At 73.0% G+C, this 13,740-nt stretch carries 13 protein-coding genes and 1 pseudogene; 5 read left to right on the forward strand and 9 right to left on the reverse strand.

Annotated features, from left to right (window positions below):
* The first annotated feature begins 48 nt into the window (after positions 1-48).
* The 3 genes from O7616_RS07825 (at position 49) to O7616_RS07835 (ending at position 5,387) form a co-directional block, all read left to right on the forward strand.
* Complete coding sequence (locus tag O7616_RS07825) at positions 49-2,601, forward strand: DUF4118 domain-containing protein (RefSeq protein ID WP_282306212.1); 2,553 nt, start codon at positions 49-51, stop codon at positions 2,599-2,601.
* Complete coding sequence (locus O7616_RS07830; protein ID WP_282306213.1) at positions 2,598-3,278, forward strand: response regulator; 681 nt, start codon at positions 2,598-2,600, stop codon at positions 3,276-3,278. The genes O7616_RS07825 and O7616_RS07830 overlap by 4 nt, the downstream gene beginning before the upstream one ends.
* A gap of 99 nt (positions 3,279-3,377) precedes the next feature.
* A complete protein-coding gene (locus O7616_RS07835; protein WP_282306214.1) occupies positions 3,378-5,387 on the forward strand; it encodes an FAD-dependent oxidoreductase in 2,010 nt (669 codons plus the stop codon).
* Here the strand turns inward: O7616_RS07835 and O7616_RS07840 are convergent.
* Complete coding sequence (locus O7616_RS07840) at positions 5,288-5,674, reverse strand: SAV_915 family protein (protein WP_282306215.1); 387 nt, start codon at positions 5,672-5,674, stop codon at positions 5,288-5,290. The genes O7616_RS07835 and O7616_RS07840 overlap by 100 nt on opposite strands.
* 101 nt (positions 5,675-5,775) lie before the next feature.
* Entirely contained in the window at positions 5,776-6,189 is a 414-nt protein-coding gene (locus O7616_RS07845) for a hypothetical protein (protein ID WP_282306216.1), read from the reverse strand.
* A 264-nt stretch (positions 6,190-6,453) separates the two neighbouring features.
* Between O7616_RS07845 and O7616_RS07850 the strand changes: the two are divergent.
* Both O7616_RS07850 and O7616_RS07855 read left to right on the forward strand, forming a co-directional pair.
* Positions 6,454-6,651: pseudogene (locus O7616_RS07850) on the forward strand (dienelactone hydrolase family protein); the annotation flags it as partial.
* A 92-nt stretch (positions 6,652-6,743) separates the two neighbouring features.
* On the forward strand, positions 6,744-7,106 hold the full coding sequence (locus O7616_RS07855) for a dienelactone hydrolase family protein (protein WP_282306217.1): 363 nt from the start codon (positions 6,744-6,746) through the stop codon (positions 7,104-7,106).
* A gap of 159 nt (positions 7,107-7,265) precedes the next feature.
* On the opposite strand, the gene O7616_RS07860 is transcribed toward O7616_RS07855, so the two are convergent.
* From O7616_RS07860 to O7616_RS07890, 7 genes are all read right to left on the reverse strand, one after another.
* The gene (locus O7616_RS07860; protein WP_282306218.1) at positions 7,266-8,369 is read right to left on the reverse strand and encodes an L-dopachrome tautomerase-related protein; all 1,104 of its coding nucleotides are present in this window, start codon (positions 8,367-8,369) and stop codon (positions 7,266-7,268) included.
* Between the two features lie 145 nt (positions 8,370-8,514).
* The gene (locus tag O7616_RS07865) at positions 8,515-9,396 is read right to left on the reverse strand and encodes an SMP-30/gluconolactonase/LRE family protein (protein WP_282306219.1); all 882 of its coding nucleotides are present in this window, start codon (positions 9,394-9,396) and stop codon (positions 8,515-8,517) included.
* A gap of 61 nt (positions 9,397-9,457) precedes the next feature.
* Complete coding sequence (locus O7616_RS07870) at positions 9,458-10,399, reverse strand: sugar kinase (RefSeq protein WP_282306220.1); 942 nt, start codon at positions 10,397-10,399, stop codon at positions 9,458-9,460.
* Complete coding sequence (locus O7616_RS07875; protein WP_282306221.1) at positions 10,399-11,016, reverse strand: bifunctional 4-hydroxy-2-oxoglutarate aldolase/2-dehydro-3-deoxy-phosphogluconate aldolase; 618 nt, start codon at positions 11,014-11,016, stop codon at positions 10,399-10,401. Before O7616_RS07875 ends, O7616_RS07870 begins: the two co-directional genes overlap by 1 nt.
* Before the next feature lie 11 nt (positions 11,017-11,027).
* Positions 11,028-11,867, reverse strand: a complete 840-nt coding sequence (locus O7616_RS07880; RefSeq protein ID WP_282306222.1) for a hypothetical protein — start codon at positions 11,865-11,867, stop codon at positions 11,028-11,030.
* Positions 11,861-13,006: a galactonate dehydratase gene (gene dgoD, locus O7616_RS07885; protein ID WP_282306223.1), complete on the reverse strand. Its 1,146-nt coding sequence runs from the start codon at positions 13,004-13,006 to the stop codon at positions 11,861-11,863. The genes O7616_RS07880 and dgoD overlap by 7 nt, the downstream gene beginning before the upstream one ends.
* The gene (locus O7616_RS07890; RefSeq protein ID WP_282306224.1) at positions 13,003-13,713 is read right to left on the reverse strand and encodes a FadR/GntR family transcriptional regulator; all 711 of its coding nucleotides are present in this window, start codon (positions 13,711-13,713) and stop codon (positions 13,003-13,005) included. The genes dgoD and O7616_RS07890 overlap by 4 nt, the downstream gene beginning before the upstream one ends.
* Positions 13,714-13,740: the final 27 nt, after the last annotated feature.

Consider the following 13,740-nt stretch of genomic DNA (forward strand, 5'->3'; position numbering starts at 1 on the left):
CCGACCGGCACGGCCCCACCCGCCACTCTGAGCAGGGAGGATGGTCCCGTGCCACGCGGAGAACTGCGCATCTACCTCGGAGCCGCCCCCGGCGTCGGCAAGACGTACGCCATGTTGGAGGAGGCCCAACGGCGAGCCGCGCGCGGCACCGACGTGGTGATCGGCTTCGTGGAGACCCACGGCCGCCAGCACACCGCAGCGATGCTCGGCGAGCTGGAGCAGGTGCCGCGCCGTGCGATGGAGTACCGGGGCGTCGAGTTCACCGAGATGGACCTGGACGCGGTGCTGGCCCGCCGGCCGGAGATCGCGGTGGTGGACGAGCTGGCGCACACCAACGTGCCCGGTTCCCGGCACGACAAGCGCTGGCAGGATGTCCAGGAGCTGCTCGACGCGGGGATCGACGTGCTGTCCACTGTCAACGTGCAGCACCTGGAGTCGGTCAACGACGTCGTCGCGCAGATCACCGGCACCACCCAGCGGGAAACCGTGCCGGACGAGATCGTCCGCGCCGCCGAGCAGGTCGAGCTGGTCGACATGACCCCGGAGGCGCTGCGTCGGCGGATGGCGCACGGCAACATCTACCGACCCGACAAGATCGACGCCGCGTTGGGCAACTACTTCCGGGTCGGCAACCTCACCGCGCTGCGCGAACTGGCGCTGCTCTGGCTGGCCGACAAGGTCGACGAGCAGCTCGACCGCTACCGTAACCAGCAGGGCATCGCCGCCACCTGGGAGGCCCGGGAACGGGTCGTCGTCGCGCTGACCGGCGGCCCCGAGGGCGAGACGCTGATCCGCCGGGCGGCCCGGGTCGCGGCCCGCAGCAAGGGTGCCGACCTGCTCGCCGTGCACGTGGCCCGCAGCGACGGCCTGGCCGGGGCCGATCCGGCCCAACTGGCCCGGCAACGGGTGTTGGTGGAGAGCCTGGGCGGCACGTACCACCAGGTGCTCGGCACCGACGTGCCGGCCGCGCTGCTGGACTTCGCCCGAGGCGTCAACGCCACCCAGTTGGTGCTCGGTGCCAGCCGCCGGGGCCGACTCGCGCAGATCTTCGCCCGGGGAGTCGGGGTGACCACCACCGCGCTGTCCGGGGCGATCGACGTGCACCTGGTCACGCACAAGGAGGCCGGCAAGGGCCGCCGGGCGGGGGCCGTGCCCGCAGCGCTGTCGCGCCGGCGCCGGCTGCTCGGCTTCGGCCTGGCCGTACTGGGCATGCCGCTGCTCACGGTGCTGCTGAAGACCCTTCCCGACCTGACCCTGACCAACGACATCCTCCTGTTCCTCGCCGGGGTCGTCGGGGTCGCCCTGGTCGGCGGGGTGTGGCCGGCCCTGGTCGCCGCGCTCGGCGGCTCGCTGCTGCTCAACTGGTTCTTCACCCCGCCCTACCGCACGCTGACCATCGCCGAGGCCGACAATCTGCTCGCCCTGGCCGTCTTCGTGGGTGTGGCGCTGGCGGTCAGCTGGATCGTCGACGTCGCGGCCCGGCGTACCCGGGAGGCCGCGCGGGCCGCCGCCGACGCCCAGACCCTCGCGGCCGTCGCCGGTGGCGTACTACGCGGCGAACGCACCCTGACCGCCCTGCTGGACCAGCTCCGGGAGACGTTCGGGCTGCGCGCGGTGAGCGTGCTGGAGTTGGCCGAGGACGCCAGCGGTCGCCCCGACCGGGCCCGCGAGGAGCACGCCTGGGGCGTCGTGGCCAGCGTCGGCGATCAGCCGCCCTGCACGCCCGAGGGCGGCGAGACGACGGTACCGGTCGACGACCGGATCACCGTCGTGCTCTGCGGTCGACGGCTGGAGGCTGCGGACCGGCGGATCGTCGAGGCGTTCGCCGCCCAGGCCGCCGTCGCGCTGCGTCAGGAACGGCTCGCCGAGGAGGCCGCCACCGCGCGGCCCCTCGCCGAGGCGGACCGGATGCGCACGGCGCTGCTCGCGGCGGTCAGCCACGACCTGCGTACGCCGCTGGCGTCGGCGAAGGCGGCGGTGACCAGTCTGCGCAGCCACGACATCGAGTTCGACGAGTCCGACCGCGAGGAGCTGCTGGAGACCGCCGAGGAGTCGCTGGACCGGCTCGCCCGGCTGGTCGGCAACCTGCTCGACATGAGCCGGCTCCAGGCCGGTGTCCTGGGCATCTCGCCGACCGCGATCGGCCTGGAGGACGCCGTACCCCTGGCGCTTGACGAACTCGGCCCGGCGGCCGCGACGGTCGGCACCGACATCCCGGCCGACCTGCCGGCCGCCACCGCCGATCCGGGCCTGCTGGAACGGGTGCTGGTGAACATCGTCGCCAACGCGCTGCGCTACAGTCCGCCGGACCAGCCACCGACGATCACCGCCAGCGCACACGCCGGCCAGGTGGAGCTGCGGGTGATCGACCGGGGGCCGGGCATCCCGGAGGACCAGTGGGAGCACGTCTTCCTGCCGTTCCAACGCCTCGGTGACCGGGACAACCAGACCGGTGTCGGTCTCGGCCTCGCCCTGTCGAGGGGGTTGGCCGAGGCGATGGGTGGCAGCATCACCCCGGAGACCACACCGGGCGGTGGGCTCACCATGGTGCTGCGGCTGCCGGCCGCCGCGCAGACCAGCTCGGAGGGGCCGCAGGAATGACCCGCATCCTGGTCGTCGACGACGAACCGCAGATCCTGCGCGCCCTGCGGATCAACCTGCGCGCCCGCCGGTATGACGTGGACGTCGCCGCGACCGGGTCCGCCGCATTGAAGGCCGCCGCCAGCCACCCACCCGACCTGGTGGTGCTCGACCTCGGGCTGCCCGACATCGACGGCGTGGAGGTGATCCGCGGCCTGCGCGGATGGACCGCCGTGCCGATCATCGTGCTCTCCGGTCGGGCCGGCAGCGAGGACAAGGTCGCGGCGCTCGACGCAGGCGCCGACGACTACGTCACGAAGCCGTTCGGCGTGGAGGAGCTGCTGGCCCGCATCCGCGCCGTCACCCGGCGGCTCGGCCCGCCCAGCGAGTCGGTGCCGGCGCTGCGGATCGGCCGGCACACCGTCGACCTGGCCGACCACAGTGTGCGGCGCGACGACGGCACCGAGGTGAAGCTGACGCCCACCCAGTGGAGCGTGCTGGAGAAGCTGCTGCGTCACCCCGGCAAGCTGGTCAGCCAGCGTCAACTCCTCCAGGACGTGTGGGGGCCGGAATACCAGAACGAGACCAACTACCTGCGGCAGTACCTGGCCCAGCTCCGGCGCAAGCTGGAGGACGACCCGGCCCGCCCCCGGCACCTCATCACCGAACCGGGAATGGGCTACCGCTACCGCCCCTGACCCGTTGACACCCGCCGGCAGAGATTGAAGAATTTCGTTCGCAGCGGCAGCGGCGTGCTCTTGTAACCGTCCCCTCCGGTTACCCCCTGGGAGTTCGTCGTGTCAGTGCCCCTGTCCCGCCGTCGACTGCTGACCGCCGGCGGTGCCGGCCTCGTCCTGGCCGGTCTCTCCGACCCGTTCCGGGCCGGTCCCGCCCGAGCCGCCGTCACCACCGCCGACCTGGTCGTCTACGGCGCCACCTCCGGCGGACTCGCCGCCGCGATCACCATGCGCCGGCTCGGCCACACCGCAGTGGTGGTCGAGCCCACCAGCCACGTCGGCGGGCTGAGCACCGCCGGGCTCGGGGCCACCGACACCGGGGTCCAGGCGTCCATCGGCGGCCTGGCCGCCGAGTTCTACCGCAGGGTGTACGTGAAGTACCACGGCGGAACTCTCACACCGACGTCCCCGCTGCGGATGACCTTCGAACCGCGCGTCGCCACCGCCGTCTTCGCGGAGATGCTGGCCGAGGCCGGTGTTCCGGTGGTCGTCGACGCCCGGCTGGCCAGCCTCGGCCGCTCCGGCAACCGGATCACCGAGCTGCGCACCGATGACGGGTCGGTCTACCGCGGTGGCGTGTTCGTCGACGCCACCTACGAGGGTGACCTGCTGGCCATGGCCGGGGTCGGGTTCACCGTCGGGCGGGAGTCCAACGACACCTACGGCGAGACGATCAACGGGGTGCAGTCCCGTAACACCCACCAGTTCGTCTACCCCGTCGACCCGTACGTGACGGCCGGCTCGCCCGCGAGCGGTCTGCTGCCGGGGATCTCGGCCACCCCGCTCGCCCCGCAGGGCAGCGGCGACGACCGGATCCAGGCGTACTGCTTCCGGATGTGCCTCACCCAGGCGGCCAACCGGATCCCGTTCGGCAGGCCGTCCGACTACGACCCGATCCGGTACGAGCTGCTGCTGCGCCACATCCAGGCGGGCTACACCGGGCCGTACTTCACCACCCACTCGATCGGCGGTGGGAAGACCGACTCCAACAACAACGGCGCGGTCTCCACCGACCACATCGGCTTCAACCACGCGTACCCGACGGCGAGTTGGGCCGCACGGGAGAGCATCATCGCCGAGCACCGCAGCTACCAGCAGGGGCTGATGTGGTTCCTGGCCAACGATTCACGGCTGCCCGCGTCGGTGCGTGAGTCGACCGCCCGGTGGGGGTTGCCGGTCGACGAGTTCACCGGCACCGGTGGCTGGCCGCCGCTGCTCTACATCCGCGAGGCCCGCCGGATGGTCTCCGCGTACGTGATGACCGAGGCCGACTGCCGGGGCCGGGTACGCGCGGCGGACTCGGTGGGCCTGGCCAGCTACACGATGGACTCGCACAACTGTCAGCGGGTGGTGGTCGACGGAAAGGTCCGCAACGAGGGGGACGTGCAGATCAGCGTGCCAGCGCCGTACCCGGTGAGCTACCGGGCGATCGTGCCGCACCAGGCGCAGTGCGCCAACCTGCTGGTGCCGGTCTGCCTGTCGGCGAGCCACATCGCGTACGGGTCGATCCGGATGGAACCCGTGTTCATGATCCTCGGGCAGGCCGCCGCCACTGCCGCGTCGCTGGCGCTCGCCGGGAACGTCGCCGTGCAGGCCGTGTCCGTGCCCACCCTCCAGGCCCGGCTGCGCCAGGACGGCGCGGTGCTGGAATGGGGCTCGACGAGCGAGGTGATCCTGGACAACGCTGCGGCCAGCGGCATCACCCGGGCCGGTACGTGGCTGCGCAGCACCAGCATCGGCGGCTACTACGGCCCGGACTACGAGCACGACGGCAACACCGCCAAGGGCGTCAACCGGCTGCGGTTCCGCCCGGCACTGCCCGCCTCCGGGTCGTGGACCGTGCAGCTGCGCTGGACCGCCGACCCCAACCGGGCGAGCAACGTGCCGGTGGACATCGCGTACTCCGGCGGGCTGACCACCCGGACCGTCGACCAGCGGCAGTCCGGCGGCCAGTGGGTGGCGTTGGGCACCTACCCGTTCACGGCGGGCACCGAGGGGAGCGTGCTGATCCGTACCGAGGACACCGACGGCCACGTGATCGCCGACGCGGTGCGCTTCGTCCGCGCCTGACCGGCCGGTCGGACGGCGGTCTCGGGCCGGGCGGCGGTGTCCGGCCGGGCGGCCGTCCTCGGGTCCAGCGGTGGTGCCACCAGCAACGGGTCGACCTGGATCACGTCGATGCCCAGCGGGCACAACATGCCGCGCAGCGCCGACTCGCACAACTCCTCCCACGGCTGGTCCGTGCCCATCGCGGTGACCAGCAGCTCGGGCCGGGTGAAGGCGATCCCCACCCGTTGCCCCTGCGGCGAACGACCGGTCCGAACCGTCCGCACCATCCGTCCCGGCAGGTCACGCACCGGAACGGCGTAGATTATCGGGCCCTCGTCCATTGTCGGTTCTGTCCTTTCCACACGTGCCGCCGAGGTGGCGTCATCGGGTTGGGCCGCCACGGCGGCGGTCATCGGCTGAATCGTTCGAGGTCGCTGGCGAAGCGGCGGATCGTCGCGGGGCGCGGGACCGCCGGCGCGCCCAGGTCGAGCGCGCGGAGGATGTAGTTGGCCTCCGCCACCTCCACCCGGGCGCGCAGGCGCAGGTCGGCCACGGCGCGGTGCAGCACTGTGACGCTGTCGGCGGAGAGGCGGATCACGGCGTCGACGTCGGCGGCTATCCACCACGCATCGACAGCGCACGGTTCGTGCCGCAGGTACTCCACCAGGTGACTGCCGGGCGCGGACGGGCCGAGCCGCACGCTGACCAGCGCCTCATGTCGCCGCTGCGGCCCGTCGTCGCTGGTAGCGGGGTCACCGAGGTCGCTGTCGGCGTCGGGTGGCGTGTCCCCGCGTTCCCAGCGCGTCATCCGCCAAGGACTCATGGACCCATCGTCACCACCGAACGAAGGCGGAGCACCCGCCGATACGCCGTTTCGACGGGCCACCGCCATTTCTTGACGCCGCGTTCACGCGGCTGCCGGTCGGGCACGCCGACACGGCGAGTAGCGTCGGGACGGACCAAGATCGGTGTACGAGGAGGCGCGGTGCAGACGACGACGGTGGACATCCCGACCGACGACGGGGTCGCGGACGCGTCAGTGAGCCGACCGGACGGCGACGGGCCGTTCCCGGCGGTGCTGCTCTTCATGGACGCCTTCGGGCCGCGCCCGCGCCTGGTGGAGATGGCCGAGCGGATCGCCGCCCAGGGTTACCTGGTGCTGACGCCGCACCTCTTCTACCGGGGCGGCCGGGCGCCGCTGTTCGACCTGTCCCGCCTGGGTGAGGCCGACCAGCGTGGTGCCCTGTTCGCGCAGATCATGCCGCTGATCGGCGCGCTGACCCCCGAGGTGGTCAGCCGGGACACCGCCGCCTACCTGGACTTCCTGGCGGCCCGCGACGACGTCCGGCCGGGCCGGTGGCGATCACCGGATACTGCATGGGCGGCACGAACGCGTTGCGGGCCATCGAGGCACACCCGGACCGCATCGCGGCCGTCGCCAGCTTCCACGGCGGGCGGATCGTCACCGACGCGCCGGACAGCCCGCACCTGGGCGTCGGCACGATCACCGGTGAGGTGTACTTCGGGCACGCCGACGCCGACCAGTCGATGACACCCGAGCAGATCGCCACGCTGGAGAAGGCGCTCGACGCCGCCGGGGTGCGCTACCGCTCCGAGGTCTACGAGGGCGCCCACCACGGGTTCACCATGGCCGACACCCCGATGTACGACGAGAAGGCCACCGAGCGGCACTGGGTCGCCCTCTTCGACCTCTTGGACCGCACCCTGCCCGCCGCCTGACGACTGCGGCGCGTCGCCTGACGGCCGGCGGCGCCCTGCGGCGCAGTGATCAAGTGATGAAAGGTAGGTCGGGAACGATCCGGAGACCTACTTTTCATCACTTGATAATGATCATGGCGGGCGCGGTGCCGTGTGGTGGGGCGGGCCGTCGGTGGGTGCTCAGCGGCGTAGCAGCACCGGGCCGGCGTCGATGCGGGTGCGGAACAGCGCGTACGGCTTGCGCCGCAGGTCCTGACCACGCTGGTACTGCGGCTGCCGGTGCAGTTGGTTGGCGGTGACGTAGAGGTGCCCGTCGGTGGCCACCGACATGGTGTCCGGCCAGAGCAGTCGCGGATCGTGGACCAGCGTCTCGTACTCGCCGTCCGGCAGTCGGCGCAGCACCGCGTTGTGCTCGTACGAGGTGAGGTAGAACCGACCCGCGTCGTCGCTCTCCAACCCGTCCGACGCGGTGCCCTTGTCGCCCTCGTCGACGACCGTGGCGGCGGCCGCCTCCTGGGTGACGCCCGGGTCGGCCAACGCGTCGGTGGAGACGCTGTACCAGCGTCGGGACGCCAGCGGGCAGTAGTGGAGCCGGCTGCCGTCGGCGGAGATCGCGATGCCGTCGGAACCCATCCCGACCGGCTTCGGCGGCCCGTCCGCGGGTCGTTCGAGGAACGGTCGACCCTCCACCATCGGCCGGAACGTCGTCAACGGCTCCGCCTTGGTGGACGGGTGGTCGTGCAGCCGCCGCCAGGACGCCCCGCTGGCCAGGTCCACCACGATGATCCCGTTCGGCCCGGAGTCGGCCGAGTCGGTGATGTACGCGACGCCGGACTCCCCGCGGCGCAGGTCGAAGCGGACGTCGTTGAGGTACGTCGTCGGCAGCGCCACGTCCGCCGGGAAGGTGATCACCTGCGCGACCGTGTCGGTGTCCAGGTCGACCCGGACCAGCTTCGGGCCACCCGGCTTGGTGGGCTGGAACATCGGGCTGCCGGTGTCCAGCACCCAGAGCCGGTCGGCCGGGTCGATCACGATGCTCTGCACCGACACGAACGCGCCCGCGTCGTCGTCGCCGGACGGGTCGTTCCACGCCTGGTCGGGGTAGGGCACCTCCTGACCGTCGCGCAGTTCGACGACGGTGGCCGGCACCTCGTCGCCCCACTTGGGGAAGTTGACGAAGATCCGACCGGAGTGCGAGACGCTCACCCCGGTCGGCATCGGGCCGGTGAAGGTGTGCACCAGCTCCAACTCGCCGACCGGCTCGTCGCCGACCGGCCCGCTCATGACGCCCACCCCATGGTGCTCATCGTCCGCCCCCTACCGGTCCGCCGGTTGTTCCTCTTCACCGCTGCTATTCCCGCCCGGACGTCCGGTATGCGTCGCGGGCGGGGAAGCCGGGAAGGGGCGGCGGGAGCCGGGAGGCGGGCCGTCAGGCCACGGGTGCGGCGGCCTGGGCGGCGGGTAGGCCGGGGACCGGCACGTCCACGGCGAGCAGTGCTCCGTCCTCCGCGCCGGGCGTGGTCAACCCGACGCGGGCGGTCCCGATGAAGAGTCTGCGCAGGTCGGGGCCGCCCAGGCAGATCCCGGCCGGCTGCTTCGCCGGTAGCCGGATCTCCTGCTCCAGGGTGCCGTCCGGTCGGTATCGGCGCACCGCCGAGCCGCCCCACAGCGCGATCCAGAGGTGACCGGCGGCGTCGACGGTCATGCCGTCCGGGCCGCCGTCGGCCTGGGACAGCCGCAGGAACGGCTCCCGCCCGCTCAGCTCCCCGGTCGCCGGGTCGACGGTGAACCGGTCGATCTCGCCGCGCGGCGTGTCGGCCAGGTACATGGTGGTGCCGGTGGCGTCGAACGCCGGCCCGTTCGGGATGGTCAGTCCGGTCACCGCGGCCACCGGCGCCGCGCCCGGGGTGAGCCGGAACAGCGTGCCCTGGCCGGGCAGCGCCGCGTACGTCATGCTGCCGGCCCAGAAGTGGCCGTGCGGGTCGGCGACCGCGTCGTTCATCCGGGTGGGTTCGGGTGCGTCACCGACCAGGTCGGCGACCGGTCGGGGGTCGCCGGTGGCGGGCAGCAGGGTGAGGCCGGTTCCGGCGGCGGCCAGCCAGTCACCGGGACGGCCGGCCACCGGAGCGACCGCGCCGAGCGGAACGTCGAGTCGGCGCACCGCCCGGAGCGGGGAGGGGGCGTCGCCGTCGGTCTCCAGCAGTCGTCCGGCCAGCAGATCGACGAGGACCAGGCGGTCGTCGACCCAGCGCAGCCCTTCGCCCAGCTCCAACCGGTCGGTGCTCCAGACGGTCGGCTCGGTCAGCTCCATCTCGCTCCTCCAAGGGGATCTGCGGGGCGGCGGCGGGCGGGCCGGACCGCCCGCCACCCGGTCAGCGGACCGTACCGCCCGGCTCGTGGTTCAGCAGCGTCAGTTCCGCCCGGTCGGGCAGGCCCTCCCAGTCGCCCCGGCTGGCGACCGCGAACGCCCCGGTGGTGACGGCCCGGTCCAGTCGGGTCGGGGCGTCGTCACCGTCGAGCCACCCGGAGAGCAGCCCGGCCACGAAGGCGTCGCCCGCCCCGACGGTGTCCACCACCGGCACCGTCCGAGCCGGACGGTGCACGGTGCCGGTCGCGCTGTGGCTGGTCGCTCCTCCGGCCCCGTGCTTGACGACGACCTCGGTCACCCCGGCGGAGAGCAAGGCCGTGGCCGGGTCGGTGGCGTCGGTCAGCACGGCCAGTTCGTCGTCGGAGGCGACCACCAGGTCGATCGAGGGCAGCAGCGGCCGCAGCGCGGTGGCGGCCTCGGCGACCGACCAGAGTCGCTGCCGGTGGTTGACGTCCAGGCAGACGGTGCTGCCGGCCGCGCGGGCGCGTCGCACGGCCTCCACGACCGCCTGGTACGGGTCGACGCCGAGCGCGCAGGTGATGCCGGTGACGTGCAGCAGCCGGGGCGGTGACCCGGCCGCGTCGAAGGCACCTGTCACGTCGGCCGGGCGCAGCCGGGACCCGGCGGATCCGGCGCGGTGGTAGGTGACCCGGTTGATGTCGGCGACCCGGTTCTCGAAGAGGATCAGGCCGGTCGGAGCGGTCGGATCGATCCGGGACCAGCTCAGGTCGACGCCCTCGGCGCGCAGCGTACGACGGACCAGCTCACCGGGCTCGTCGGCGCCGGTGACACCGACCCAGGCAGCCCGGTGGCCGAGCCGGGCGAGGCCGATCGCCACGTTCGACTCGGAGCCGGCGACGGAGATCCCGGCGGTGCCGCCGAGCCGAAGCGGGCCGGTGGTGCGGAACGCCGCCATCGTCTCGCCGAGCGTGAGCACGTCGGTCATCACCGCACCGCCGCGAGGAAGGCGGCGGCGCGCTCGCGCAACGCCGCCGGGTCGCCACCGCGGACGGCGTCGCCGAGCAGGGGGGAGCCGACCCCGACCGCGAGCGCGCCCCGGTCCAGGTAGCGTCGTGCGCCGTCCGCGTCGACCCCACCGACCGGTACGAACGCGGTGCCGGGGAACGGGTCGCGCAGCGCGCCGAGGTAGTCGGGCCCACCGAGGGACGCCGGGAAGAGTTTGATCGCGGTGGCCCCGCCGCTGTCGGCCTGCACCACTTCGGTGGGGGTGAGTGCACCGGCGAGGACCGGCAGCCCGAGTCGGCCGCCTTCGGCGAGACTCGGCGCGAGCGCCGGGGTGACCAGGAAACCAGCGCCCGCGTCGGCCGCCGCGCGGGCGTCCTCGGCGCTGAGCACGGTGCCCGCGCCCAGGGCGTAGTCGGACCCGAGGGCGGCCCGGGCGCGCCGGATGACGTCGAGCGCGTCGGCGCTGGTGAGCGAGACCTCGACCAGTGCGACGCCGCTCTCGGCCAGGGTGAGCACGGCGGTGAGCGCCGCCGCCGGGTCCGGGCTGCGGACGATGGCCAGCAACCGGTGGGTACGCAGCTCGTCGAGCAGGTTCATCGCGGGTGTCCTCAGTGGGTGCGGTGGGCGGAGATGGTGAGTCGCCAGGTGACCTCACCGGCGGGGGGAACGACAGCGGCGTCGGCCGGGCCCGCGTCGACCAGGTCGAAGGCGGCGCCGAGCATCGGCTCCACACCGATGCTGCGGTACGGGCCGTGGTCCGGCCAGCCACCGAGGTTGCGCCAGAGCGCGGTGCTCCGGGGCTGGTCGGCGCACTCCAGCTCCACTGTCAGTCGGTCGACACCGTCGACCACCTGGACCCGGGGGCAGTCGAGCAGCACCGCGCCGAGTGCGGTCCCGTCGTCCGCGCCGAACGTGTCGAGCGTCAGTCCGGCAGGGGTCGGCCACGCCCTGGTGAGCCACGGCGCGTCGGTGGGCCAGGTGCCCGGCGGCAGCAGCGCGGCGGCCTCCGGATGCAGCCGGGTCGGGGTGCCGGTGGGCGCGTCGAGGCGGGCGGCGGGGGAGAGGTCGAGCAGGGCGTGCGCGGCCCAGACGAACCGGTACCCCGGGTCGGCGGCCAGCCGGTAGTCGGCCACCACCACCCCGCTGTCATCGGTGATCCGGCGGGTCAGCACGAACGCCGGGCGCTCGATGACCACCGCGTCGGGCCCGGCGCTGCGCCAGGGGCGGGACCACACCTCGCCGTGGTCGGGTCGACCCCGCACTGTGGGCAGGCACTCCTCCAGCCCGCCGGCGTCCACGAACGCGTCGTCGGGGCGTACCGCGTGGCGGCCGGGTTCCCGGCCGCGCCACAGCCACTCCCGGCCGCCGCCGTGCAGGCTGGTCCACCGGCCTCCGTGGGCGGCGTCGTACGTGGCACGCAGCGGCACCGGAGTCGCGGCGGTCACCATTCCGCGAACGACCCGTCGGCGTGCTGCCAGACCGGGTTACGCCAGGTGTGCGGGCTCTGCGCGGCCTTGCGTACCGCCGTCTCGTCCACTGTGATGCCCAGCCCGGGTCGGTCGAAGCGGGCGATGTGCCCGTCGACGAAGCGGAACGGCTCCGGGTCGACGACGTAGTCCAGCAGCTCGGAGCCGACGTTGTAGTGGATGCCGATGCTCTGCTCCTGGATCAGGAAGTTCGGCGTCGCGAAGGCCACCTGGAGGCTGGCGGCCAGGGAGATCGGGCCGAGCGGGCAGTGCGGGGCGAGCAGCGCGCCGTACGTCTCGGCCAGCGCGGCGATCCGACGTACCTCGGAGATCCCGCCGGCGTGCGACAGGTCCGGCTGGACCACGGTGACCCCGGCCTGCAACGGGGCGAGGAACTCGGTGCGGCCGTAGAGCCGTTCGCCGGTGGCCACCGGGATGGGCGTGCCGGCGACGATGTCGCGCAGGTGGTGGGCCTGGTCGGGCAGGACCGGCTCCTCCACGAAGAACGGACGGAGGTCGGTCAGCTCGGGCAGGATCCGGCGTACCGCCGCCAGCCCGGCCCGACCGTGGAAGTCCAGCGCGATGTCCCGGTCGGGGCCGAGCACCTCCCGGGCGGCGGCGACCCGGCCCACGACGGCGTCCACCTCGGCGGAGGTGGGGATGGCCGACAGCCGCCCGGACGCGTTCATCTTGATCCCGGTGAGACCGGCGGCGAGCTGTGCGGCGGCGGCGTCGGCGATCTCGTCGGGCTCGTCCCCGCCGATCCAGGAGTAGACCCGTACCCGGTCGCGGACGGCGCCGCCGAGCAGGGCGTGCACCGGTGCCCCGTACGCCTGCCCGGCGATGTCCCAGAGCGCCTGGTCCAGGCCGGCGACCGCGCTGGAGAGGATCGGGCCGCCCCGATAGAAGCCGCCCTTGGTGAGGATCTGCCAGTGCTGCTCGATGCGCAGCGGGTCCGCGCCGATCAGGTACTCGGAGAGCACCTCGACGGCGCTGCGCACCACTTCGGCGCGGCCCTCCACCACCGGTTCACCCCACCCGACCAGGCCCACGTCGGTCTCCACCCGGCAGAACAACCACCGTGGCGCGACGAGGAAGGTCTCGATCCGCTCGATCCTCACTGACTGCCCCTCTGTCCCCGTGCCTTCTCGACGTCGCGGACGGCCTTGTCCAGCAACTCACGCATGGCGGTCTCGGCCGCTGTCTCGTCCCGGCTGCGCAGTGCGTCGACGACGGCCCGGTGGCTGGGCACCGGGTCGTCGTGTGGAGCACCGCCGTGCACCAGGCGGTCCCGTTCGGCGAGCCCGGTCTCCATCACCACCTCCATCCGCTCCAGCAGCTCGTTGTGGGTGGCGGTGAGCAGCGCGCGGTGGAAGGCGAGGTCGGCAGCGATGGCGGCGGTGGGATCGCCGTTGGCCTCGGCCATCTCGGCCAGCGCCCGGTCGAGGGCGGCCAGGTCGTCCTCGGTCGCACGGGTGGCGGCCAGGCGGGCGGCGGCCGGCTCGATGATGGCGCGGACCTCGTGCAGCTGGTCGAGTAGCCGCTGGTCGGTGCCCTCGGCGAACTGCCAGCGGATCACGTCACCGTCGAGCAGATTCCAGTCGGACCGGGGCCGGACGAAGGTGCCGCGCTTCTGTCGGGCGTCCACGATGCCCTTGGCGGAGAGGACCTTGAGCGCCTCGCGGAGCGCCGTGAGGCTGACGTCGAACTCCTCCTGCAACGCGACGATGTTCAGGGTCGCGCCGGCGGGGATCTCACCGGTGAGGATGCGCCGGGCGATCGCTTCGACTGTCTGTCCGTGGATGCCGCGGCGGGCGTACTGTGCCAATGCTCCTGGCCTTTTCGCTGGTCGGTA

It is taken from the genome of Micromonospora sp. WMMD964 (assembly GCF_029581455.1).
Lineage (GTDB): Bacteria > Actinomycetota > Actinomycetes > Mycobacteriales > Micromonosporaceae > Micromonospora.